Below are 24,983 nucleotides of genomic sequence, written 5' to 3'. Positions count from 1 at the left end.
CCAACGGCAAAATATCAGGTTAACATAATTATATTAGCACTCAGTAATATTGAGTGCCAAGTGAGAATGGCTTATGCTTTGCTAACGTATAAATTAAAGGAAAGTCGGATTGATAAAGAAAAAGCGGCACTTCAAACAAACACCTTAATGAAGCGATCCAGAACACCGGGTTTTACAGTTGCTGTATGAAGTGACCGTAAGGCCCGGTAATTTTTAACCATTCGTACAGAAGCCTAGACGAAGGAAAGGAGAATGAAATGAACCATTTTGAAACGCGGCTGAGGGCCGGACACAATACTTACAAAGAACTTTTCCGGCGCTATCCCTTTAACCCGATCCTTACGGCCAAGGACTGGCCCTATCCGGTGAACGTAGTGCTCAACCCGGCGGCAACGATGTTCAACGGAAAGGTGCTGCTGCTTGCCCGCGTGGAGGATCGACGCGGGTTCTCCCATTTGACGAAAGCGGTTAGTGACGACGGCGTCAGCAATTGGATTATTGACAAGTCTCCTACCATGGCACCGGACCCGGATCATCCGGAAGAAGCCTGGGGCATTGAAGACCCACGCATTACCTACATACCAGAGCTGAAAAAATATGCCATTGTCTACACGGCCTATTCGAAATCCGGCGCAGTTGTGAGCATGGCAATGACGGAGGATTTCGAACACTTCGAGCGGCTGGGTGCGATCATGCCGCCGGAGGATAAGGACGCGACGATTTTTCCGCGCCGATTCGGAAATCGCTGGATGCTGATCCACCGACCGATCGAGCGCGGTGCGAACATCTGGATTTCCTGCTCTGAAAACCTCCGGTATTGGGGCGACCATAATATTCTGATCAATTCCCGCGGAGGAAGCTGGTGGGATGGCTGGAAGGTGGGCGTCTGCGCACAGCCCCTTGAAACTCCGGAGGGCTGGCTGCTCATGTACCATGGCGTCCGGCAGACAGCTTCCGGTGCGGTTTACCGCTTGGGCCTTGCACTACTGGACCGGGACGATCCGCTGAAGGTGCTCCACCGCAGCGACGAATGGATTTTCGGTCCGCAGGAGGTTTACGAAAAGGAAGGCGACGTGCAGGATGTTGTCTTCCCCTGCGGCTGGGTGTTGGACAAGGAAACCGGCAAGATCAAGATGTACTACGGCGCTGCGGATACCTGCATCGCGCTGGCGACCGCATCTTTGGACGAGGTGCTCGACTATATCCTCAGTTGCCCGGTGCCTTAGCGGCCTCGCATGATCGAATTAATTAGTGGGACGTAAAAGGAGGAATACTTATGAAAGCACTATTTCTGGTGGGCGGCCTGGGAACACGGCTTCGCCCCTTGACCGACCGGATGCCGAAACCGATGGTGCCGGTGATGGGCAAACCACTACTGGAGCGGAACATGGAAGCTCTGAAGCTGCACGGGATACGTGAAATCGTGCTGAGCACCTGTTATCGGCCGGAGGTTATCGAACAGTATTTTGGCAACGGGTCGGATTTCGGTTTGAAAATCCACTATGTCTGTGAAGAGTCCCCGCTCGGGACGGGCGGCGCTATCAAAAACTGTGAGGAATATTTTGATGATACGTTCCTGGTGTTTAACGCCGACATCCTTAGCAACATCAATTATAGCGAAATGCTCCGCTACCATAAGCGGAAGAAAGCGGACGTTACAATCGCAGTCACACAGGTTGAAAATCCCTCCGCCTATGGCGTGATCGAATATGACGAGGACGGATATGCTTATCTGTTCAAGGAAAAGCCGGCCCCGCATGAGGTCGTTTCCCATTTCATCAACGCGGGCGTTTACGTCTTTGAACCCTCGGTGCTCCGGAAGATTGCTTCCGGAAGGCCGGTTTCGGTCGAGCGGGAGGTCTTTCCGAAGCTGCTCGAGCAGGGGCGGAAGATCGCCGTTTACAAGGGCTGCAATTACTGGCTGGATATTGGAACGCCTGAAAAATACATCCAGGCCCACCGGGACGGCTTCGAAGGACGGCTGCACCTGCCGGAGATCAATTTCCATGAGCGCGCCGTGTACAGCGCCTCAGACCCCCATATCAGCGGAACGGCCGTGCTGCGGGGCCCGGTCTGCCTTGGTCGCAACGTGCGCATTGAAGCCGGAGCGGCCGTTGGCCCCAACGTGGTAATTGGGGACAACGGCCAAATCGGGAAAAAATGTAAAGTTGCCAATAGCATTCTATGGAACAACGTGGTTCTGGAGGACGGAGCCGAACTGTCGGAATGCATTGTGACCGATGGGAGCACCGTGGAAGGCGCGTCGAAGCTTAAGCATTCTATCTACACGCCCGATATGATTAAATCGGCCAAACACCTGGCTGTCTGATGATTCGGCCGAGAACGGAGGAATGAATTTGGAATCGAAGGAAAAACGTTTACATATTGCCTTTTTAAGCACCTATCCGCCGCGCGAATGCGGCATTGCCACCTTTACGCAGGATCTTGTTCGGGAGTTGAAAAAGAAAGATAATCTGAAAACCAGCGTTATTGCAATCAGCGACGGGAAGTATTCCTATGACGGCGATGTGTTGTTCGACTTTCCGCAGCAGAACTGCACAAGCTACCTGAAAGCTGCGGAGCGGATCAATGCCTCCGACATTGATTTCCTCGTCGTGGAGCACGAATACGGTATCTACGGCGGCAACTGGGGGGATTATCTGCTGGAACTGGCCAAACGGGTGAAAAAACCAATCATCTCCACCTTGCATACCATCCTGCCTGACCCGAGCGAGAAACAGCGGGAGGTTTTGCGGGAGCTATGCCGCAGGAGCAAAAAGGTTGTGACGATGGCGTCCAACTCGTGCAGGATTCTCGAGGAAGCCTATGGGGTTGATTCCTCCAAGATTGTGATGATTCCTCACGGCGTTCCCTCCTTTGACCTGCCGCCGAGAGAGGCGCTGAAAAAGGAACTGCATCTGGAAGGCCGTACGGTCATCAGCACTTTCGGACTGATCAGTCCCGGCAAGGGTTTGGAATACGGCATTGAAGCAATCGCCCAGGTTGTGCAAAAGCATCCCGATGTGCTGTATTTCATTCTGGGTCAGACCCATCCTGTTGTGCGCAAGCAGTACGGTGAATCCTACCGCGAGAGTCTGGAAAAGAAGGTTCGGGAATTTGGGCTGGAAAACAACGTCCGGTTTGTGAACAAATATCTGACGAAGGAGGAAATCGTCCGGGGGCTGCAGCTTTCTGACATCTATATGACGCCGTACCTTAACCGCGATCAGGCGGTCAGCGGAACCCTCGCCTATGCGGCGGGATACGGCAGGGTGATCGTTTCCACACCCTACCTCTACGCGGAGGAAATGCTTGCGGACGGCCGCGGCCTACTTGCTGATTTTAAGGACTCCCGGTCACTTGGCGAGGCTATCAATTTTCTGATCGAACATCCTGAAAAACGGAAGGAGATGGAGGCAAAGACCCTGTGCTTCGGTAAAACAATGCGCTGGGATGCCGTTGCGGATCGTTACGCCACAACCTTCCGTCAGACGCGCCAAGAAGCTTGCGAAAGGAGCGAGGCTGAGCATGAAAGACTTAAGATTGCCGAATGACGCCTATATCTTCCGCATGACCGACGACACCGGCATGTTTCAGCATGCAAAACGTTCCGTACCCGATCCGTGCAAGGGCTACACCACCGACGACAACGCGCGGGCGCTCATCATGGCTTCGTTGCTCTACGAGCTGACAAAGAAACAGAAATATCTGGAACTGGCGGTCCGCTATCTCGGCTTCCTGCTCTATGCCAAAAACGGAGCATGGTTCCGCAACTTTATGGATTATGACCGCCGCTTTTCAGAGGAAAAAGGCTCGCAGGACTGCTTTGGGCGCTGCATGTGGGCGCTGGGCTTCACGACGTCCCGATCCGACCTGCCGGAAGAAATTCGCGGTGTGGCGGATGACCTTTTGCGCCAGACGGTATCCGGTTGCAACGAGCTTACATATCTTAGGTCGAAAGCCTACGCTGTGATCGGATTGAATTACTGGAAAGACAGCGGTTCCCGCGAACTCGTGATCCGTCTTGCCTGCGAAATCAGCGATGCCTATGAGCACTGTGCCGCTCCGGACTGGAAATGGTTTGAGGATAAAATCACATACTGCAATTCCATCCTGCCATGGGCGATGCTGATTGCATATGAAACAACAGGGGAAAAAAGGTACCGCGAAATCGGCTTTGAAAGTCTCGACTTTCTTCTGGAGAAAACCTTTGTCGGAGATATCTTTCGTCCGGTGGGCTGCAAAGGCTGGTTCCTGAAAGGGCAGCAGCCGGCTGAATACGACCAGCAGCCGGTAGAGGCATGCGAAACGCTTCTCGTCTGCCTGAAAGCCCATGAGTTGACCGATGAGTCACGCTACCTGGATCGAGCCAGGCAGTGCCTTGGCTGGTACACCGGGCAAAACATCCGGAAGGTTTCCCTCATTGATCCGGACACGGGCGGCTGCAGGGACGGTATTACCGCCGGAGAGCCAAATCAGAACGAGGGCGCGGAAAGCCTTGTTTCATGGATAATTGCATCGCTTACGTGGCTGATTCATTCGGGATAGGAAAACTAGAAAACTCAATAGCAATCAATAACGCCAATGAAAAATGAAGCGTAAAAAAGGCTGCAACTATTGAACTGGTTCAAGCAAATAGACACAAAAATCGTAGAATAGCAATGGATTTAAGCCGTCTGGCTCTATTTTTTCAAAGGAGTCAGGCGGTTTTCGTTTAAAACGTGCGCAGGGTATTCACGACCAGTTAATAATTATCGTGTAGAATAAAAAAATAGCGAATACATTCGAAAAATAGTACGAAAGCAAGAAGGAGTGTCTTATTATGCAAGAGATCATTTTAAATGCGATGGAAAGAAGCGAAAGCACAAAGAAAGTGAGGAGTGCCGGTTTTGTCCCGGGTGTTCTTAATGGACCGGGGGCCGTTTCCACCCCAGTAAAGTTTGAATATTCCGCGATGAACAAAATAATCGCGAAACATGGGGCAAACGCGAAATTGTGGGTTGCGTTCGGGGACAAAAAAGAATTTGGTTTTATTAAGGAAGTACAAAAACACCCCGTAGACAATAAAATTCTGCATGTTTCCGTTCAACTGGCCGAGAAGGATCAAAATGTTCGAATGATTTTGCCGATTCATTTCAATGGCCAATCGGAATTGGAAAGCAGATTATTACAGTTACAGGTTCTTAAACCGGAAGTTGAGGTGGAAGGAAAGACTGCGCTGATACCGAACGAGGTAGCCGCGGATATCTCAAAGAAAAATTCCGGAGAAAATGTCACCGGCGTTGATTTCAACCTGCCCGCAGAGGTTAAAATACTCGATCCGGAAGATGAAGTTTATGCGGTTATTAAGACCGACAAAAGAAAATTATCAGGGAACAATGAGAATGAAGCGGGCTAATGCCGGCTTCTCCATAGAAGAGCCCAAGCTTTGCGATTTCCAGTTCTTATTCCAGCATAGCCATTGGGATTTCTCCAAAATCAAAAATCCAAGAATAAAACTCAGCCATGAAAAAGCCGCCCTTGACGGACGGCTTTTTCATGGAAATTAAGCAATATTTCAAAAAAGGTTCTTGTAATCGATTGAATTATATTTATTATATCCCTTTTTCTGTTTGGTTGGTGATTTATGGCAATAATACGATAATTTAATAAAAAATTAATGAAGGAAATATAGATTTGCAATATTTCCGACCGTTGCAGGAAAAAACGGGATTTGCTGGAAATTTACATGGATTGGCATTGCGTCGCGCATTTATCACATTCTTCCGCACATTTGATACAATGTTCATCCTTAAACAGTTCACATTCGTTGCCGCATCCCTAAAGCACACAGCCTGCACAGGCCATGGCATATGGCAGGAATCCATAGCCATGAATGAAGCTGATTCCCTGCAGATGCATGCACATTCGTAAAGCTTAGAAATTTTTTGCGTTCCTCAACATCCGGTTCAAGCATAAATTATGAATGAATTTTAACTTTAGAATTAAATTTTGAGTTAGTCGTGATACACATATATTGAAAAAAATGGAAATTGCTGTTAAAATGATAACTAATGTTACCTGTTGCTTACCAATCTTCTACAGGAGTATAAAAATGTCTGATTCACTGATTACCAAAAATGCAATAGCGGCATCAATCAAGGAATTAATGCGGAAAAAGCCGCTTGAAAAAATATCGGTTTCCGATATTATGCAAAACAGTAAAATAAACCGGCAGACTTTTTACTACCATTTTAAGGATAAGTACGATCTGGTAGATTGGATCTATTATAATGAAGTGGTTTCCGTCCTAACGCAGCACCGTACCTTTAAAGAATGGGATGAAGTGGTGCTGGAAATACTGAAGACTATGAAAAGCGAGCAGTATTTTTATACGAATGCATTAAGCGTGACAGGGCAGAATGCCTTTCAGGATTATTTTTTCAAGGTGACAAAGGGGCTTCTGGAAGAAATTATCGATGTTCTTTCCCAGGGGCAGATTGATGGTGCGGATAAGGAGTTTACCGCTGACTTTTATTCCTTCGGGCTGGTAGGGATTGTGGTCCAGTGGGCGCGTGGGGGCATGAAACAGCCGCCCGAAGAGATTGTCCAACGGTTGATGCATTTTGTGAACGACAGCAAATATAACGCCGCCGCCCGTTATTTAAAAGAGCACGAAGAGGAAAAAATTGACACTCCCGTTTTTAAAAGCGATTTTGACTGAAAGAATTTGAGAAAATAGACGGATATCCGGCAGTTTTCATCTTTAAAAAAAGGAACATTATGATATAATTATATGCACAGGGCAGACGCAGGAAAGGAGTTCGGCGATGCAGATTACGAAACTTTCTGTCATTATTCCAGTCAAAAATATCGAACGGGAAATAACGGGGGTTTTGCGCTTTGTTGCAGCGCAGGTGTCCGGGCTGGAAGCGGAATTTATCGTAGTCGATATGGGCTCGTCGGATAAAACGGTTTTGGCAGCGGTTCAATTTATAAAAGAAAAAAAGCTTCGTGGCTTTGTAATCCAGAACGGGGACGGGCCGGTTGCCGCGGCTTTGAATACGGGCCTGCAAAAATCGGGCGGCGACTATATTACTTTTATATTTGCACGAAGGCTCTACCGTGATTTCCTTCAGGGTTATCTTGAAACCGCTGCCCGCACTTCTGCTGATTTTGTTTTCGGAAGTTTGAATGAAGAAGAAGCCAATGCGGCGGAACGCCGAATGAGCAAGGCAGTTTGTACTGAGCCGGGCACGCAATATATAAAGAATATTATAAAAAATACCATTCACATTGATATATCGGCAATATTGATCAAACGAAAATTCCTATTCGAACGGAAGATCCGCTTTTTTGATACCTGCTCGCACGGTTACGCGGAAGAGTTTGTTTACAACTGTTTGCTGTCCGCTGAGGTTATTGTGCAATCGCCCACAATTTTAAAACGCGACAATATTATTGAATTAAAAAGGGGCAAACTAAAACCGGTTGGTAAGAATATTTTTCAGCATACCGACGCTATGTTGCGCATCTACGATATCCTTAAGACAAATTATCGGGACGATGTCGAGTTGATACGGCTGTTTGAACGGCAAAAGCTTCCGCTTACCATTATGAACGGGGTGGATATCCTTCTGCAAGAGGGAATGGGTTATAACGCGATTCGCGGGTATCTCCGCGTGGCGGGGTACGACAAGCTTCTGGTCACCGGGAAGCAGACGGATAAGGATTTGAAGCGCAGGATTACCATTTGGCGGGCGATTCCCTGGATGTACAAAGTAAAAAAGATAAAGTGAAAAGATTATGTGGCAAATCGCCCTGCGGTTCGGTGAGCCGCGGGGCTTTGTGCATTTTGCCTTGAAGTGATTTCCGCAACATGGTATAATAGCCCAAACGGCAATTATGCAATTTATAAATATATCGCAGCGGCACTTTGCGCCTGTGGTATAATAATATAAAAACCATATATTGTAGGAGGTAAACCTTTTTGTCAGAACATTTTCCGGTTCAAATGCCGCCGCAGACCCGGTCGCAATCCGATTATATCCGCGATTTGGCGCAAATTATGGCGGTCAGGAAGCGCGGCCCCGTCCCCATGGCGCTCGTGCACACGTACGGCTGCCAGCAGAATGTGGCGGACGGCGAAAAAATCAAGGGCCTTCTTTCGGAGATGGGCTTTTCTTTTACGGATAAAGAGGAAGAAGCCGATCTTATACTCTATAATACCTGTGCCGTCCGCGAGCATGCGGAGAACCGGGTTTTCGGCAATGTGGGCGCCTTAAAAAATGTAAAGCGCCGCAATCCGTCGCTCATTATCGCGCTTTGTGGCTGCATGATGGAACAGGAACATGTTTCCAAACGGATACGCAAGAGTTTCCCGTTTGTCAATCTGGTTTTCGGCACGCATGTAATCCACCGGCTGCCGGAGCTTTTGTACACCGCGATTACCGACGGTCGCCGCGTGTTTGAACGCGGGGACGAAAGCGAGGATCAGCAGATTGTGGAGGGCTTGCCGGTCCGCCGCGACGGAACCGTTAAAGCGTGGCTTACCGTTATGTACGGATGCGATAATTTTTGCTCCTACTGCGTAGTGCCCTATGTGCGCGGGCGGGAGCGTAGCCGGACGCCGGAAGCGATTTTTGATGAGTTTTCCGCTCTTGTTAAGGAAGGCTATAAGGATATCACCCTTCTTGGGCAAAATGTCAATTCGTATGGCAAAAATCTTAAAGAGCCGGTGAATTTTTCGCAGATACTCCGGATGCTTGACGAGGTGGAGGGCGATTACCGCATCCGCTTTATGACTTCGCACCCGAAAGACGCAACGCATGAGCTGATCGACACCATTGCAAACGGGAAGCACATCAGCCACCATCTGCATCTGCCGTTCCAATCCGGGAACAACCGGGTGCTGCGGGAAATGAACCGGGGATACACCCGGGAAAAGTACCTTGAACTTGTCGAATACGCAAAGGAGAAAATTCCCGACCTGTCCCTTACTTCCGACGTGATCGTCGGTTTTCCTGGGGAAACGTATGAGGAATTTTTGGATACGGTTGACTTGATTCAAAAGGTTGGCTTTACGTCGCTTTATACATTTATCTATTCGCCCCGCGTGGGTACAAGGGCGGCGAAAATGCCAGACCCCGTTCCGGCGGAGGAAAAATCAAAGTGGTTTGCGCAGCTTTGTAAGACACAGGAGCAAATCGCCGCGCGGCGGTGTACCGCCATGGTTGGCACCACTCAGCGTGTGCTTGTCGAGGATCGGAATCCCAAAACGGGACTTTTAGCCGGTCGAACCGACGGCAACATTATCGTGGATTTCCAAGGGGACGAAAGCCTAATCGGCAGCTTCCAAAATGTACGCATTACCTCCGCGCGCAACTGGGTTTTAAGCGGAGAGCGAATAAAATAACTTTAAGGAGTTTCAACATGGACATTATCAGCCTCGCGAGAGAAATCGGCAAGGAAATTCAGAAGGATGACCGGTATCTGAACTGGCAACTTGCAAAGCAGAACAGCGACGACGATCAGGAACTTCAAAGATTAATCGGCGAATTTAATTTAAAGAGAATCGCAATAAGCAACGAAGCGTCAAAGCCGGAGCAGGACACCGAAAAAATGAAGCTGCTTAATCAAGAGCTGCGCCACATTTATGCCAAGATTATGCAGAATCCGAACATGACTGCTTACAATAAAGCAAAGGAAGAAATGGACGCCCTTTTGCAGCGCATTGAAGCAATCATCCGGCAGTCTGCCGATGGCGAAGACCCGGAGACAACCGATTACGAGCCGTCCTCCTGCGGCGGGAACTGCTCGTCCTGCGGCGGGTGCCATTAAATTGAAAGATTTATAAGGAGATGAAGTGCAGGCGATGGCAAATCTGTCACCAATGATGCAACAGTATTTTGAAATAAAAAAACAGAATCCCAATACAATATTGTTTTTCCGACTTGGTGATTTCTATGAAATGTTTTATGATGACGCCAAGCTTGCATCGAAAGAACTGGATTTAACGCTGACGGGGCGCGACTGCGGACAGGAGGAACGCGCCCCCATGTGCGGCGTGCCTTTTCACAGCTATGAAAGCTATGTGGCCCGCCTTGTTGCCAAAGGGTACAAGGTGGCGATCTGTGAGCAGATGGAAGACCCCGCCTCAGCCAAAGGTTTGGTAAAACGTGATATTGTCCGCGTCATTACGCCCGGTACCGTGCTGGAAAGCAGCATGCTTGACGAAACGCGCAATAACTACATTTGCTCGCTCTGCGTTGAAGGCGCGGAGGCGGGCATTTGCTTTGCGGATATATCCACCGGGGAACTGCATGCCACCACCCTCAGCGGCGGAGATTTATCCGAAAAGCTAAAAAATGAGCTAGCGCGCTTTTCTCCGCGGGAAATCCTGATTAACCCGAATGTCCTAGGTTTTTCGGAGCTCCCGAAGTTTATCCGGGAACGCCTTTCCGCCAGCATGGAATTGCTTGACCACGAGGACTTCGAAAAGGAGATCTGTTCGTCCCTGGTTCTACAGCATTTCCATGAAGAAAATCTGGAAGCTTTAGATCTTTCCGGTAAGGAGAATATCGTCCGCGCCCTCGGCGCGCTGTTCTGCTATTTGAAACAGACGCAGCGCACCGGAATCGAACGGATTAATACGATAGATCTTTACACCGGAAAACAATTTATGCATTTAGACCTAAATACGCGCCGCAACCTGGAATTGCTTGAAACCATGCGTAACAAGGAAAAGCGGGGTTCGCTTCTTTGGGTGCTCGATAAAACGCGTACGGCTATGGGTAAGCGTTTAATCCGGAATTGGATTGAGCAGCCGCTTTTAAGTCCGGCTCAAATCAGCAGGCGGCTAAACGCGGTCCAGGAACTGGTGGACGACCCCATTCTGCGCGGCGGTATTTCCGAACAGCTGACTGGAATCCATGATCTTGAACGCCTGATGTCCCGTATTGTTTACGGTTCTGCAAACGGAAGGGAGCTTCGTTCACTTTCCTCTGCGGCGGCAAGGCTTCCGGGTTTAAAGAATATGCTGAAAGAGGTAAAGTCGAATCTCCTTGCGGAAATTTATCAGGACATTGATGTGCTTGACGATATTTCGCAGTTGATTGAACGTTCCATCGTGGAGGACCCGCCGTTTTCCATCCGGGAGGGCGGTATCATTAAGCCGGGCTACAATGAAGAACTGGATCTTCTCAAGGGGGATATGAGCGACGGACGTGGGATTATCGCCCAAATCGAAGCACAGGAACGGGAACGGACCGGAATTCCAAAGCTGAAAGTTGGATATAACCGCGTTTTCGGTTACTATATTGAAATCAGCAACAGCTATAAGAACCAGGCGCCGCCGGAATACATACGAAAGCAAACGCTTACAAACTGCGAACGGTTTATTACCCCTCAACTGAAAGAGCTGGAGGGAAAAATCCTCGGCGCGCATGATAAATCCGTACAGCTCGAATTTCAGCTTTTCGACGCGATACGGAAAGAAGTCGCCGCACAGCTTACCCGCGTGCAGAAAACGGCGCATGCTGTGGCACGGCTTGATGTTCTGGCTTCCTTTGCGCAGGTGTCGGCGGACAACCATTATGTTCGCCCGATTGTGAATCTGGATGGAAAGCTGATTCTGAAGGAAAGCCGCCATCCGGTGGTGGAAGCTTTGCTCGACGCTCCTTTCGTTCCAAACGACGTTATGCTCGACAAAAACGAAAACCGCGTGGCTATTATTACCGGACCGAATATGGCGGGAAAATCCACCTATATGCGGCAGGTGGCGCTCATTGTTATTATGGCGCAGATCGGGTGCTTTGTTCCGGCTTCTTATGCGGAAATCGGCATTACGGACAGCATTTTTACACGTGTGGGCGCATCGGATGATTTGGCGTCGGGACAGTCCACTTTTATGGTAGAAATGTCCGAGGTTGCCGATATCCTGAAAAATGCAACCCCGAACAGCCTGCTGATTCTGGATGAGATCGGACGCGGCACGTCCACCTTTGACGGAATGAGCATTGCGCGTGCTGTTTTGGAGTATGTTGCCGATAAAAAGCTTCTTGGCGCAAAAACGCTTTTTGCAACGCATTATCATGAGCTTACCGAGCTGGAAGAGCTGGTAGACGGCGTGAAAAATTATAATATTGCCGTGAAGAAGCGCGGGGACGATATTACCTTTCTTCGCCGGATTGTGCGCGGCGGAGCGGATGACAGCTTCGGCATTGAAGTTGCGAAGCTTGCCGGCGTTCCGGAGAAAATCGTGAACCGTGCGAAGCAGGTTCTGGCGGAGCTGGAAAGCGGCCAGGAGGTTTCGATGCCGAAAAAACGCGGCAGGCGCAGTACACAGGATGAACAGGAAGAAATACAGCTTTCGATTACGCCCCCAAATGAAGCGGAAGTGTTGGATAGGCTGAGAAGGCTCGACGTAAACACGCTGACGCCGATCGAATGCATGAATACGCTGTTTGAGCTGACCGCCTTGGCAAAAGAATAGGCAGTACTGCCTTCGTATTTGGAAACAAGGGTGTTTTAAAAATGCGATCGCGTGCAGCAGTAAAGCTGTTCAAAGACATCAATTTCGAGGAATTCTTTGATAAATTCGTAAAGGAGGGAAAGAATGGGGATAATCAACGTACTGGATAAACATGTCGCCGAGCTGATTGCGGCGGGTGAAGTCGTTGAGCGCCCTGCCTCCGTCGTTAAAGAGCTGGTTGAAAATGCAGTTGACGCGGGTGCCTCTGCGGTTACTGTGGAAATAAAAAACGGCGGAATAACCTATATGCGGGTTACGGACAACGGAAGCGGTATTTTTCGCGACGATGTCGCCGTTTCCTTTTTACGCCATGCCACCAGCAAGGTACACAGCCAGGATGATTTGGATACCATTTCTACCCTGGGTTTTCGCGGTGAAGCGCTAGCTTCGATTGCGGCGGTATCCCATGTGGAGATGCTGACGCGCACGAAGGACGAGCTTGCCGGTACGCGCTATGTCATTGACGGCGGCGTTGAACAAATCTGTGAGGATGCCGGCTGCGCGCAGGGGACGACCATTGTGGTGCGCGACCTGTTTTATAATACTCCGGCGCGGATGAAATTTCTGAAAAAAGATGTGGTGGAAGCCAATGCGATCGCCTCGATCCTTGACCGGATCGCGCTTTCCCACCCGGAGGTTTCCCTGCGTTTTCTGCGCGACGGAAAAGAAACGCTGCACACCCCCGGGGACGGAAAACTGAAATCCGCCATTTACGCGGTTTATGGGAAAGAATTTACGTCAGGGTTAATCCCCGTCGATTATGAACTCAACGGGGTGGCGCTTTCGGGTTTTGTCAGCAAGCCGTCTGCAGCGCGCCCCAATCGGAGCATGCAGCAGTTTTTTATCAACGGCCGTTATGTGAAAAGCCGCACCGCAATGGTTGCCTTGGAAGAAGCTTTCAAGGGGTTCATTATGGTTGGAAAAGTTCCGGCATGTGTGCTTCATTTAAAAATTGCTTTTCATGCAGTGGACGTGAATGTTCACCCCACGAAAATTGAAGTCCGTTTTATGAACGAAAAGCCGGTTTTTGATGTGGTGTACCATGGCGTAAAAACCGCATTGAATCAGGGGGATACGCCGAATGTAATGACCTTGCCGAAACCGGCAGTCCCGGCATTTGAACAGCCGAAAGCGCCTGTTCAGATGGAATGGGGGATAAAGCCCCCGGTGCGGCCTTTTCAAAAAACAGAGGAATCTTCACGTCGGCTTGCCGTCAGCGACGTTCAGGTTCCACTTTACAATACCCTTTTTAAAGTGAAGAAGATTGAGGCTCCCGAGCCTGCGCCGGCTGAACCGGCTTCCAATATGCCCGCTGTGCAGAAAGCGGACGAAATTCCCGTCGAGCCGAAGGCGCCGCCGGCGGAGGAAATATCGCCGAAACCGCAAAAGCCGGGAAAGCTGGTTGGGGAGGCGTTCAGCACCTATATTCTTGTCCAGCGCGGGGAGGACGAGTTGGTCTTTATTGATAAGCACGCTGCCCATGAGAGGATGCTTTATGAAAAGCTGAAAGCAGAGGGTGGCCAGGCGGTTCAGCAAATGCTTCTGAAACCGGTCACGGTTACGTTGGAAAAAAACGAGTATGCTGCGATTCTGGAATCCCTTTCCCTTTGCGCCGAAGCGGGTTTTGAAATTGAGGATTTTGGCTCTGGTACCGTGCTGGTTCGTAGTGCGCCGATGATTTTAGAAGAAGATGTTGCCTCCGCAGTCATGGAAATTGCCGGATATTTGCAAAACGCAAAAAATGATATTATGACCGAAAAGCTCAACTGGCTGTACCATAATATTGCGTGCCGCGCGGCGGTGAAGGCCGGGAACGAAAGCTCGCCGCAGGAGCTGGCCGCACTTGTTCAGCGGTTGGAGGATGAGGATATCCGCTATTGCCCGCACGGGCGGCCGGCGTATATCATCATGAAAAAGAAAGATTTGGAGCGCCAGTTTGGGCGGATACAATAGCCATGATGAACCGAAATGAAAAAATACCCGTCGTTGCGGTTGTCGGGCCGACCGCTTCCGGCAAGAGCCGCTTAGCGGTGTGGATCGCGCTGCAAACGGACGGCGAAGTCATATCCGCAGATTCCATGCAGATTTATAAAGGAATGGATATTGGAACGGCAAAGCCAACCAAAGAGGAAATGCGGGGTGTACCGCATCATCTGATTGATTTTGCCGACCCTTCCCGGCCGTTCAGCGTTGCGGATTACGTTTCGCTTGCTTCGGAATGCATTAGCGAAGTGTATTCGCGCGGGAAACTGCCGATTCTTGTCGGCGGAACCGGGCTTTATATCCGTTCCCTCCTTCGGAATATTCAATTTATCGAAGCCGACAGGGATGAGAAATTACGGGAAGAACTTACCCGCAAGGCAGAAAGGGAAGGTCCCGAAGCGCTTGTTGCCGAGCTGGAAAGCTTTGACCCGGAATCCGCGAAGCGGATCGATCCGCATAATATCGTCCGCCTGGTCCGGGCAATTGAAATATACCGAACATCGGGCATAACCATGACGGAGCAGCTAAGACGTTCGAAGGAAGCGCCCTCTCCGTACGACGCCTGTATGATTGGGCTGGACTTCAAGGATCGCCAAACGCTTTACAACCGGATAAACCTCCGCGTAGACAAAATGATGGAGGAAGGTTTGCTGCAGGAAGCGAAAGAGGTTCTGAGCCAATCGGGTTCGCAGGCCGCGCTGCAGGCAATCGGCTACAAGGAGCTGCTTCCGTATTTTAACGGCCAGTATTCTCTGGAGGAAGCGGTGGAAAAAATTAAACGGGAAACCCGCCGCTATGCAAAACGCCAGCTTACCTGGTTTCGACGCGATACGGATGTTCATTGGATTATAATAGACGAGTCCATGGATTTTGATTCGGTTGTGGAACAGGCCATGCAATTTATCTATCGGAAAGGATGGTTCCATGAATAACCAGTTTTTAAGAAGAACCTCGTCGGTTATTTTAGCCATCCTTTTATACATTTATTTGGGGTACCAAATTTATAACGCACATTATGAGCCGGTGCAGACGGAAACGGTTTCCTACGCCAGCACTTCTGATACCGTGCAGGTGAACGGTACGGCGATACGCAAGGAACGCCCGATTACCGCGCAGGTAAACGGCATTCTTACTTACGTCATCAACGACGGCGGAAAAGTCGGGGTGGGCGGAAAGGTTGCGCAGATTTATGCCAATGCACAGAGCGCTGCCGTGCACCAGGAGCTTGAAAATCTGGACAGCCAGATTTCCGAACTGAAAAAGCTCAGTACGCCGGGTGATACGTATGCGGCAAATCCGGATTCCATTGGAAAGCAAATTAATCTGAAGCTTACGGAGGTTCTTTTCAATTTGAATGCGGGCGAAACCGCTAAGCTTTCTAATGCCCGGAACGATTTGCTTTATTTAATGAACGAGCGGCAGATTGTTACAAACCGCTCTGTGAATTTCAGCGCCCGGATTGCGGCCTTGCAGGCGAAACGGGCCGCGCTCGCCGCATCCGCAGGAGCGGCTACGGGCTCCATAACCGCTCCTGCTTCAGGCTATTTTATTCGTTCTACCGACGGCTATGAATCCGTGTTTGATTACAACAATGTCCTTTCCCTTACGCCTGCCGCACTGGAAGCAAGTTTGAAAAAGGGGTCGGTTCCGCAAAATGAGGCGATCGGGAAAATATGCGAAAATTTCGACTGGTATTTTGCGTTTGTTATTCCGGGGAATCAGATTGTAAAATTTAGGCTGGGCAATAAGGTTACAATTAATTTCCCGTTTGCCTCTAGTGAAGCGGTTCCCGCGACCGTTGTTGCGGTTAATCAGCCGAATAAGGATTCGGAAGCGGTTGTTGTGTTAGAAAGCAATTTTATGAACTCCTCCATCGCTTCCATGCGCAACGCAGCCGCCCAGATACAGATCGGGCAGTATTCGGGGATACGGGTCAGCCAGAAAGCCGTCCATTTTGCTACGGTGACAAAAACGGTAAAAGACAAAAACAATAAAATGTTTACTGTAAAAAAAGAAGTTAAAGGCGTTTATACAATGCGCGGTAGTGAACTGGTGTTTAAACAGATCTTTCCGCTTCTCAGCACAGGGGATTATGTCATCTGTGACGCCGACCCGCCGAAGGACGAGCTGATGACAGCTTCCACTGTGAAACTGTTTGATGAAGTGGTTATAGAAGGGACAGATTTATATGATGGAAAAGTCGTTAAATGAGTTTGAACAGCGTTTTCGCAGTCTGGAAGAAAACTATAAGGTAATTCAGAATACGATTGCCGAGGCGGCGGTGAAATCCGGTCGCGACCTCAAGGATATTACGTTGCTTGCCGCAACAAAAACTGTTCCGGTTGAAGTGATAAACCATGGGATTGAGCTTGGAATCGACCACATCGGCGAGAACCGCGTGCAGGAACTTTGTGAAAAATATCCTTCCTATGATCTTGCCCATTGCGAGCTTCACTTTATTGGTCATTTGCAGACGAACAAGGTGAAAAAACTAATCGGGAAAGTCAGCATGATTCAATCGGTGGACAGCGTGAAGCTGGCGGAGGAAATTTCGCGGGTCTCCCTTTCCCGCAATCTTACAACAGATATACTGGTCGAAGTAAATATCGGTAAAGAAGAGAACAAATCCGGTGTTCTTCCGGAAAATCTGAAAGATTTAATCGAGCAGATCGCTGTTTTACCGTCTTTGCGCACGCGCGGTTTGATGGCAATACCGCCGGCAGATACGGATGAAAAGGAAACGCAGGGTTATTTTACAAAGATGCATCAATATTTTGTTGACATAAGGGCGAAAAATATAGATAATGTTAATATGGAGTTTTTATCCATGGGTATGTCGTCAGATTATTCTTTGGCAATTTTATCAGGAGCCAATATGGTTCGGGTAGGCTCCGCGCTGTTTGGCTCAAGAATATACAAATAAAATCATCATAGGAGGGATATCTATGGCAGGCATTGTAGAAAAAATCAAAGATATGTGGAATCCACCGGAGGACGAGTACGATTACGATTATGACGGGGTGCAGCAGGAAGAAGCGCCGGTTCGCCAAAATGAAGAACCGGAAATTCATGAACGCGACACAATTAAGCGCGCATTTGTTCCGAACAACAATAACAAGGTTGTTAACATTCATGCCACAGCGCAGTTGCAGGTGGTTTTATTCAAACCCGAACGTTTTGGCGAAGAAACCTGCGCAGTAGCGGACGAGCTTTTAAAAATGCACACCGTGGTATTGAATCTTGAAAACACGAACAAGGATATTTCACGCAGAATCATTGATTTTATAAGCGGCGTTGCCTATGCAAACGGCGGAAAAATCAAACGGGTCGCCACAAGCACATTCATTATCACTCCATATAATGTCGATCTTACCGGTGACGATGTTTTAGATGAATTAGAAAATAACGGTGTTTATTTTTGATGGACAAACAGTCGGAGGACGTATTACTCGAGGCAAAGCTTAACGATGCGGTGCGTCTGGCGCAGAACGGAGGAAGGCCGCGGTTTGTCGGCTTTTTGGATGAGCGTCAGGCGCGCATAGCGGAAAACAGAATGGCCCGTATTCATTTTGAAAACTATATGCTCTTTGGCGGTCAGGAAGACGCGGAGCGTGTAGTTTTTGGCGCATTTCCGGACTTTCTTGTGCCGGACGCCGGTATGTTCCCAATCAGCGCGGTAACGGCGTGCTTTCGGTCCTGCGACCGCCTTGGTCACCGGGATTTTATGGGCGCGATTCTCGCAACCGGAATTCAGCGGGAAGCTCTTGGCGACATTTTGCTCGAAACGGGAAGATGCGTTTTTTTTGTTCGCAGCGAGATTTCCGATTTCCTTCTGTCCCAGATAAGTAAGATCGGAAAAGTAGGCGTTACAATGAAAGAAGGGGCTGAAGAACCCTTGCCGCCACGCGGGCAGTTTGCGAATTTTTCTGCTGTGGTTGCTTCCCCCCGGCTGGATTGTATTGTTGCAGCCGTTGTCGGCACAAGCAGGGAAAAATCCTGTGAAATGATTCGTTCCGGCATGGTTATGCTAAACCATGAAGAAATTTTGTCAGTAAGCGCTGCCGTAACGCCGGGCAGTAAATTATCGGTCAGGGGAAAAGGCCGCTTTGTTATTGACCGCCTTGGTCCCGTTACCAAAAGAGGCAGGCTGAGCATTGCAGGCAGGAAATATATTTAATGGAGGACTCCCAAATGTTATCTTTGAATGATATTATCAACGCCAGTTTTCGCAAGTCCGGCTTTTCCGGTTACCGAACCGATGATGTGGATCAGTTTATCGACGAGGTTAAGGAATCCTATGATACCCTCCTGAAAAAACAAGTGGAACAAAAAGAAGAATACGAAAAGCTGAAAAGCGAAAATGAACAGCTAATTGAAAAGCTTAAGATTTTAGCTGCGAAAGTGGAAGATTACCGCAAGGAAGAGAATGAAATCAAAAATGCGCTTGTTAGCGCCCAAAAGCTGGGGGACGCCTCGATCCGCGAATCGCGCCATAAGGCGGAAATCATTATTAAAGATGCCAATCTAAAAGCGGAACGCATTGTCAGTACCGCAAAGCAGAGTGTTATTGAACAGCAGAAAGAGCTGGAAAATCTGCAAAAGTCCGTTTCTGATTTTCGTTCCAAACTTTTGAGTCTCTATAAAGAACATCTTACATTAATTGACGCGCTGCCGACTCATAAGCCTGCGCAGGAGAACCCGGAACCGCCGAAGCACGCCGCGAAAGAAGATTTTCCGGAGCAGGAGGAACTGTCTCCCGCGCCAAAAACAGAGGAACAACCGCTGGAAGAGGAAGAGACCGCTCAGCAGCCGGATGATTTCCTGCACGCAGAGGTTTCCATTTTTGATGAAGATCCGCAGGATCCCTCTTTTTCCTATGCTCCGAAATACAGCGAGGAATTCCATGCTTCCGACGACCCGATTTCTCCGGAAAATGACGCAGATTAAGACAATTCGTGTTGCCTAAGGAGAATAAAAACCAATTGCAAACAGCGATATTTTCATGATACCGCTTTTCATACGATGTGAACGGCTTAAAATTATTTTGAAAAGGGCGGGCTGATCGGTTCGCCCTTTTTTATGACAGAATAGGAGAGATACCTTTGGCAATCATTGCTTTACTGCTATCGGCGGCGGCAGTTGTCGTTGACCAGATTATTAAGCTTCTTGTTACGGCAAATTTAAAGCCCAGCAGCGGGTTTACGGTTATAAACGGTATTTTCAATATTTTTTATATTAAAAACAAAGGTGCGGCTTTTGGAATTTTGCAAAATCAAAGATGGTTTTTCATTACCGTAACTTTAGCGATTAGCATTTTGCTAATCATTTCGCTGTTTAAATATCAAAATCATACGGTATTTTCCTATATCGCTGTGATTTTAATTGTAGGCGGGGGATTGGGAAATCTGATCGACCGCATTGTTTATGGCTATGTTATTGACTACCTCAGCTTTTCTTTTTTTTCGCCGATCTTTAATTTTGCTGACTGCTGCGTTACGGTTGGGACCGTATTCTTAATCATTCACATTCTGTTCTTTTCGAATCTGGATTCCAATGCCGAACGGGTGATTCGTAGAAAGTAATGGACAGGGAATTGAAAATTGTTATCAATCCGGAAGATGCCGGAATTCGTTTGGATAAACTGATCAGTATGAAGACGGAAGGTCTCACCCGTTCTGCGGCGGAGAAGCTGATCGATGGCGGATATGCAACCTGTAATGGCAAAGCCCTGAATAAAAGCTACCGCGGCGCGGAAGGAGACTGCATTTTCTTACTGCTGCCGGAGCCGGAAAAGACGGATGTGGAGCCGGAAGCGATTCCGTTGGACATCGTTTATGAGGACAGCGATCTTCTTGTTGTCAATAAACCGAAGGGGATGGTTGTCCACCCGGCTGCGGGAAATCGCACCGGCACGCTGGTCAACGCGCTTCTGGCGTATTGCGGGGATTCCCTGTCCGGAATCAACGGCGTAATTCGCCCCGGCATTGTGCACCGGATTGACAAAGACACGAGCGGTTTGCTCATTGTTGCAAAAAATGATTTCGCGCATCAAAAGCTGGCGGCACAGATTAAAGCGCATAGCTTCACGCGCATTTACGAAGCTGTTGTCCACGGCAATGTAAAAGAAGACGACGGGATGGTTGACGCCCCTATTGGGCGGCATCCGGTCAACCGCAAAATGATGGCGGTAACAGAAAAAAATTCGCGCAGCGCGGTCACGCATTATCATGTCCTTGCGCGCTATGAAGGCTTTACCCATATCCAGTGCAGGCTGGAAACGGGCCGGACGCACCAAATCCGGGTGCATATGGCCTATATCGGCCACCCGGTGGCCGGCGACCCGGTTTACGGGCCGAAAAAGCCGGTCCCGAATCTGAACGGGCAGTGCCTTCACGCTCGAGTGATTGGCTTTGTGCATCCGCGCGACGGCCGCTATATTGAAATTACGAGCGATCTTCCCGCATATTTTACTGGGTTTCTCGCAAAGCTTCGGCAGAAATAACAGGGAATAGGAAGGTTTTGTTTATGGATGAGGGCGCACTGCAAACACGATATTTAATTGTGATAGCGGCATTTCTGTGCGCGCTGATTATTGGGTACAATGCTTTTTATGTACCGGAAGCCATGAATATTACCTTTGAAACCGATGTACTTTCTTCATCACAGGATGAGGCTTACACGCCGTCGCCTGTTTTTAGCACCGTTTCTCAGGAACCCCAATGGGGGAACGGGCAAAGCAAGGCGGAAAGCCAAGCCGGAAAGGTGAATATCAATACTGCTACCGCGGAGCAGCTGTGCGAATTGGATGGGGTAGGCCCCGTTATGGCCAAACGAATTCTTGATTACAGGCAGCAAAAAGGAAAATTTCACTCCATTGAGGAACTGAAAAATGTAAGCGGGATCGGCGAAAAAACCTTTGAAAAATTGAAGGAGCATGTAACCGTTTAATTAAGTGAAATAAATACGAAAAAGACAGGCACCATTAAAATGCCTGCCTTTTTGTTTTGCTTCCGGTTATGTTTATTCTTCTGTTTCCTCCGCATTCTTCTTTTGATATAGCCGCGCAGCCTTTTCCATTTCGGGAAGGGCTTTTTGCGCCGTATGAATGCAGCGGAGCAGTTTTACGGACAAACAGGCGCTGTAGACGGTAAAAGCCACGGTCAAGGCGGCGGAAACCACACCTGCGGCCGCAAATGTTTTCTTCCAGGATGCATGCGGATTCTTTCTGATTTTCATGATACTCCTTCTTTCTGTCAGTCACCAAAGCTGATTCCGATATCACGTGCGGTTTTTATTATGTCGCTGTCTACGGGGACGCCTTTTAATTTGCCGGCAACCTCGCTCAGCGGGACGGGTACAATCGCATTGTTTTGAAGCGCCGCCATAAATCCGTATTTTTTCTCCGCAATTAGTTTCGCCGCCGCCGCGCCGAACCGGGTCGCAAGAAGACGGTCGTACGGGCAGGGGCTTCCTCCGCGCTGGAAGTGCCCCGGTACGGTAACGCGGATTTCCTGATTGGTTCGTTCGCTGATTTCCCTGGCCAGGCGATAGGAAATCGATGGGTAGGCCATCTTCGCGCGAGCCGCTTTAAACTCTTTTTTGCCCATGCTTGCTTCTTTCTTGGATAGTATGCCCTCGGCAACGGCAAGAATGGAAAAACGTTTCCCGCTTTTGTTTCGATGCTCCAGCGTTTTTACAATGCTGTCGATATTGTATGGGATTTCCGGAATAAGAATAATGTCCGCTCCGCCGGCAATTCCGGAGTGCAGGGTCAGCCATCCGGCTTTATGTCCCATAATTTCCACGATGAATACTCTGCTGTGTGACGTTGCCGTAGTATGAATGCAGTCTAAGACATTCGTCGCAATTTCCATTGCGCTGCTGAAACCAAAGGTCATTTCGGTGCCCCAAATGTCATTGTCGATCGTTTTGGGCAGCGTTACAATGTTCAGCCCCTCTTCGCTGAGCAGGTTCGCGGTTTTGTGTGTGCCGTTTCCTCCTAGGATGACCAGACAGTCCAACTTCATTTTTTTGTAGTTTTCCTTCATGTTCTTTACTTTGTCGACGCTGTTGTCCTCTACCACGCGCATAAGCTTAAATGGCTGGCGGGAGGTTCCAAGGATTGTGCCCCCAAGAGTAAGAATCCCGGAAAAATCGTCCGGTTTCATTTTCCGGTAGCTGCCATTAATCAGTCCTAGATAGCCGTCGTTAATGCCATAGATTTCCACATTGTTTCCGAATTCCACATAAAGCCCCTTGGCCACGCCGCGAATCGCCGCGTTTAAGCCCTGACAATCGCCGCCGCTTGTTAAAATTCCTATTTTTTTCATAACGTTCCTCCCGTTTTAAACCGGTTACTTCATTTGTTCCGCATTGTATATTGGCCGGAACGGCTTGCTGCCGTCCTGTTCAGTAAATTGTTTTACCGCATCCTGCGCCAGGAGTGAAAATTGAATCTGGCAGTTGCAGGGTGCTTTTCCCCGCTTATCGATATGGGTATAAACGGTATTCGGCTGCATAACGCGCGCGTTGATATTGTCGCTGAGCATAAGATTTAGAATATCGAACGCCCGTTGGCGCAGCTCCTCGTCTTCCACAGGAAAAACAAGCTCCACGCGCCGGTCAAGATTGCGCTGCATCCAGTCGGCGCTGCCCATGTAAATTTTCGGATTACCCGCATTTTCAAACCGGTAAATCCGGCTGTGCTCCAGCAGCTGTCCGACGATGCTGTAGACCGCAATGTTTTCACTAATGCCCGGCAATCCGGGAATCAGACAGCAGATCCCCCGGACAATCAGCCGGATCGGAACCTTTGCCTGCGACGCCTTATAAAGCAGGGCGACCAGGTCTGGATCTGTAAGGGAATTTATTTTTACGGTGATGCCGCAGGGAAGGCCCTTTTCGGAATTTGCAATTTCGTTTTCGATCATCCGCACAAAGAAACTGCGCATGCCCTGCGGGGCGACAACAAAGCGATTGTATTCCGGCGGGCGGGAATAGCCGGTCAGAACATTAAACAGGGAAGATGCGTCCGTCCCGTAAGGTTCCTTGCAGGTGAAAATACCGATATCCGTATAGATTTTTGCGGTGGAATCGTTGTAATTTCCCGTACCCATATGCAAATACCGGCGGATGCCGTCTTCATCGCGGCGTACCACGAGGAGGATTTTGCAGTGGGTTTTTAGGCCGGCAAGGCCGTAAATAACATGGCAGCCCGCTTCCTCAAGCTTTTTTGCCCAGATAATATTGTTTTCCTCGTCAAACCTCGCTTTCAACTCGACCAAAACGGTAACCTGCTTGCCGTTTTCCGCGGCGGTAATCAGTGCGTCGATGATCGGGGAGTGGCCGCTTACCCGGTAAAGCGTCTGCTTAATGGCAAGCACATTTTTGTCCTCTGCGGCCTTTCGGACGAAATCAACGACAGTTTCAAAGCTTTCGTAAGGGTGGTGTACCATCCGGTCTTTCTCGCGGATTGCTTCGAAAATGTCGTCGTATCCCCAAAAATCGGCCGGCGGATAAACCGGCGTAATGGGTTTAAAGCAAAGGTTTTCAAAATCCGGAAGAGATGCAAACTTGGAAAAGAAGGTTAAATCCAGCGGGCCGGGCAATTGATAGATGTCATCGGGCTGGATATCCAGCATATCGATTAGGAATTCCTGCGTTTCCGCGTCGCTTTTTTGCAGCAATTCCAAGCGGACGGGTTTCCCGCGCTTTCGCTTCTTAATTGATTTTTGGATTTCGATTAACAAATCCTCCGCTTCTTCGTCAATATCGAGGTCGGAGTTCCGGGTGATGCGGAAGGGGCAGGCTGCCCGGATATCGCTCAGTTCAAACAGTTCTCCCAATTTATAAATAATGACGTTTTCCAACAACACATATGATTTTCCGTTTTCACACGGAATTTCCAGGAAGCGGGAAAGAATCGACGGTACCTGCACCACGGCAAAATAGGAATCCTCTTCGCCCTTCAGCCGGACCGCAATATTCAGGCTTTTATTTGCCAAAAGGGGGAACGGGCGGCTGCGGTCGACGGCAAGCGGCGTTAAAACGGGGAACAGGACTTTATCAAAATAATCGGAAATATACTGTTTCTGTTTTGCGTCCATTTCTTCCGGCGTTAGAAAGGTTATCCCTTTTCTTTTCATTGCCGGAACAATCGAGCGGTGCAAACAGGAATACTGTTTCTCTGTAAATGCATGTATTTTTTCAGAAAGCAAGGGGAGGAGCTGCTTCGGCGTAAGCCCGGAAGTGTCCTCGACGCGGTAATCGGAATTTACCTGTTCCTTTACTCCGGCGACCCTTACCATAAAAAATTCGTCTAAATTGGAGGCGGTTATGGATAAAAAGCGGATGCGTTCCATCAAGGGATTCCCGCGTTTAAAGGCTTCTTCCAGAACGCGCGCGTTAAAATCCATCCAGCTTAATTCCCGATTGATAAACGGTATTTTTATTTTTTCGTTTTTTTCACTCATTTATTACCACGCCTTAC

23 protein-coding genes are annotated in these 24,983 nt (G+C 48.9%); 20 read left to right on the top strand and 3 right to left on the bottom strand.

Annotated features, from left to right (window positions below; translation table 11 throughout):
- The first annotated feature begins 257 nt into the window (after positions 1 to 257).
- The 20 genes from P9B68_RS01575 to P9B68_RS01480 all read left to right on the top strand — a co-directional run bounded on the left by P9B68_RS01575 (position 258) and on the right by P9B68_RS01480 (position 21,442).
- Positions 258 to 1,226 carry a glycoside hydrolase family 130 protein gene (locus P9B68_RS01575; RefSeq protein ID WP_135657276.1) on the top strand — a complete coding sequence of 323 codons (969 nt, stop codon included), beginning with the start codon at positions 258 to 260 and terminating at the stop codon, positions 1,224 to 1,226.
- Between the two features lie 50 nt (positions 1,227 to 1,276).
- Positions 1,277 to 2,329, top strand: a complete 1,053-nt coding sequence (locus P9B68_RS01570; protein WP_277668336.1) for a nucleotidyltransferase family protein — start codon at positions 1,277 to 1,279, stop codon at positions 2,327 to 2,329.
- Between the two features lie 28 nt (positions 2,330 to 2,357).
- Complete coding sequence (locus P9B68_RS01565; protein ID WP_277668335.1) at positions 2,358 to 3,554, top strand: glycosyltransferase family 4 protein; 1,197 nt, start codon at positions 2,358 to 2,360, stop codon at positions 3,552 to 3,554.
- Entirely contained in the window at positions 3,529 to 4,548 is a 1,020-nt protein-coding gene (locus P9B68_RS01560) for a glycosyltransferase (protein ID WP_277668334.1), read from the top strand. Before P9B68_RS01565 ends, P9B68_RS01560 begins: the two co-directional genes overlap by 26 nt.
- 274 nt (positions 4,549 to 4,822) lie before the next feature.
- Positions 4,823 to 5,398 carry a 50S ribosomal protein L25 gene (locus P9B68_RS01555; protein WP_135657285.1) on the top strand — a complete coding sequence of 192 codons (576 nt, stop codon included), beginning with the start codon at positions 4,823 to 4,825 and terminating at the stop codon, positions 5,396 to 5,398.
- Between the two features lie 696 nt (positions 5,399 to 6,094).
- Complete coding sequence (dhaS, locus tag P9B68_RS01550) at positions 6,095 to 6,703, top strand: dihydroxyacetone kinase transcriptional activator DhaS (protein ID WP_135657287.1); 609 nt, start codon at positions 6,095 to 6,097, stop codon at positions 6,701 to 6,703.
- 106 nt (positions 6,704 to 6,809) lie between these two features.
- Entirely contained in the window at positions 6,810 to 7,778 is a 969-nt protein-coding gene (locus P9B68_RS01545; protein ID WP_135657290.1) for a glycosyltransferase family 2 protein, read from the top strand.
- Between the two features lie 191 nt (positions 7,779 to 7,969).
- Positions 7,970 to 9,394: a tRNA (N6-isopentenyl adenosine(37)-C2)-methylthiotransferase MiaB gene (gene miaB / locus P9B68_RS01540; RefSeq protein WP_277668333.1), complete on the top strand. Its 1,425-nt coding sequence runs from the start codon at positions 7,970 to 7,972 to the stop codon at positions 9,392 to 9,394.
- A gap of 17 nt (positions 9,395 to 9,411) precedes the next feature.
- Positions 9,412 to 9,819, top strand: a complete 408-nt coding sequence (locus P9B68_RS01535) for a YlbF/YmcA family competence regulator (protein WP_135657292.1) — start codon at positions 9,412 to 9,414, stop codon at positions 9,817 to 9,819.
- A 34-nt stretch (positions 9,820 to 9,853) separates the two neighbouring features.
- Positions 9,854 to 12,472, top strand: a complete 2,619-nt coding sequence (mutS, locus tag P9B68_RS01530; RefSeq protein ID WP_135657294.1) for a DNA mismatch repair protein MutS — start codon at positions 9,854 to 9,856, stop codon at positions 12,470 to 12,472.
- A gap of 123 nt (positions 12,473 to 12,595) precedes the next feature.
- Entirely contained in the window at positions 12,596 to 14,464 is a 1,869-nt protein-coding gene (mutL, locus tag P9B68_RS01525) for a DNA mismatch repair endonuclease MutL (protein ID WP_277668332.1), read from the top strand.
- A 5-nt stretch (positions 14,465 to 14,469) separates the two neighbouring features.
- Complete coding sequence (miaA, locus tag P9B68_RS01520; RefSeq protein ID WP_407932250.1) at positions 14,470 to 15,426, top strand: tRNA (adenosine(37)-N6)-dimethylallyltransferase MiaA; 957 nt, start codon at positions 14,470 to 14,472, stop codon at positions 15,424 to 15,426.
- On the top strand, positions 15,419 to 16,705 hold the full coding sequence (locus tag P9B68_RS01515; protein WP_277668331.1) for an HlyD family efflux transporter periplasmic adaptor subunit: 1,287 nt from the start codon (positions 15,419 to 15,421) through the stop codon (positions 16,703 to 16,705). Before miaA ends, P9B68_RS01515 begins: the two co-directional genes overlap by 8 nt.
- Complete coding sequence (locus P9B68_RS01510; protein WP_135657303.1) at positions 16,683 to 17,417, top strand: YggS family pyridoxal phosphate-dependent enzyme; 735 nt, start codon at positions 16,683 to 16,685, stop codon at positions 17,415 to 17,417. The genes P9B68_RS01515 and P9B68_RS01510 overlap by 23 nt, the downstream gene beginning before the upstream one ends.
- A gap of 22 nt (positions 17,418 to 17,439) precedes the next feature.
- Positions 17,440 to 17,916 (top strand): cell division protein SepF, encoded by a 477-nt coding sequence (locus tag P9B68_RS01505; RefSeq protein ID WP_135657305.1) that lies wholly within the window; start codon positions 17,440 to 17,442, stop codon positions 17,914 to 17,916.
- The gene (locus tag P9B68_RS01500) at positions 17,916 to 18,671 is read left to right on the top strand and encodes a YlmH family RNA-binding protein (protein WP_135657307.1); all 756 of its coding nucleotides are present in this window, start codon (positions 17,916 to 17,918) and stop codon (positions 18,669 to 18,671) included. Before P9B68_RS01505 ends, P9B68_RS01500 begins: the two co-directional genes overlap by 1 nt.
- Positions 18,672 to 18,685: 14 nt before the next feature.
- Entirely contained in the window at positions 18,686 to 19,441 is a 756-nt protein-coding gene (locus tag P9B68_RS01495) for a DivIVA domain-containing protein (protein ID WP_135657309.1), read from the top strand.
- A gap of 155 nt (positions 19,442 to 19,596) precedes the next feature.
- Entirely contained in the window at positions 19,597 to 20,076 is a 480-nt protein-coding gene (lspA, locus tag P9B68_RS01490) for a signal peptidase II (protein WP_277668330.1), read from the top strand.
- Positions 20,076 to 20,996 carry an RluA family pseudouridine synthase gene (locus tag P9B68_RS01485; protein WP_135657313.1) on the top strand — a complete coding sequence of 307 codons (921 nt, stop codon included), beginning with the start codon at positions 20,076 to 20,078 and terminating at the stop codon, positions 20,994 to 20,996. The genes lspA and P9B68_RS01485 overlap by 1 nt, the downstream gene beginning before the upstream one ends.
- 23 nt (positions 20,997 to 21,019) lie before the next feature.
- Complete coding sequence (locus tag P9B68_RS01480) at positions 21,020 to 21,442, top strand: ComEA family DNA-binding protein (protein WP_277668329.1); 423 nt, start codon at positions 21,020 to 21,022, stop codon at positions 21,440 to 21,442.
- 72 nt (positions 21,443 to 21,514) lie between these two features.
- Here P9B68_RS01480 and P9B68_RS01475 read toward each other — a convergent pair whose 3' ends face one another.
- The 3 genes from P9B68_RS01475 to P9B68_RS01465 are packed head-to-tail and all read right to left on the bottom strand — an operon-like array spanning position 21,515 to position 24,966.
- The gene (locus P9B68_RS01475; RefSeq protein WP_135657316.1) at positions 21,515 to 21,730 is read right to left on the bottom strand and encodes a hypothetical protein; all 216 of its coding nucleotides are present in this window, start codon (positions 21,728 to 21,730) and stop codon (positions 21,515 to 21,517) included.
- 17 nt (positions 21,731 to 21,747) lie between these two features.
- Positions 21,748 to 22,824: a 6-phosphofructokinase gene (locus tag P9B68_RS01470; RefSeq protein ID WP_277668328.1), complete on the bottom strand. Its 1,077-nt coding sequence runs from the start codon at positions 22,822 to 22,824 to the stop codon at positions 21,748 to 21,750.
- 24 nt (positions 22,825 to 22,848) lie between these two features.
- Entirely contained in the window at positions 22,849 to 24,966 is a 2,118-nt protein-coding gene (locus tag P9B68_RS01465) for an RNA degradosome polyphosphate kinase (protein ID WP_135657319.1), read from the bottom strand.
- Between the last annotated feature and the right edge of the window lie 17 nt (positions 24,967 to 24,983).

The organism is Caproiciproducens galactitolivorans (genome assembly GCF_029266045.1).
Taxonomy (GTDB): Bacteria; Bacillota; Clostridia; order Oscillospirales; family Acutalibacteraceae; genus Caproiciproducens; species Caproiciproducens galactitolivorans.
The sequence above is the reverse complement of the archived record's forward strand: the minus strand, read 5'-3'. Positions and strand labels throughout refer to the sequence as shown.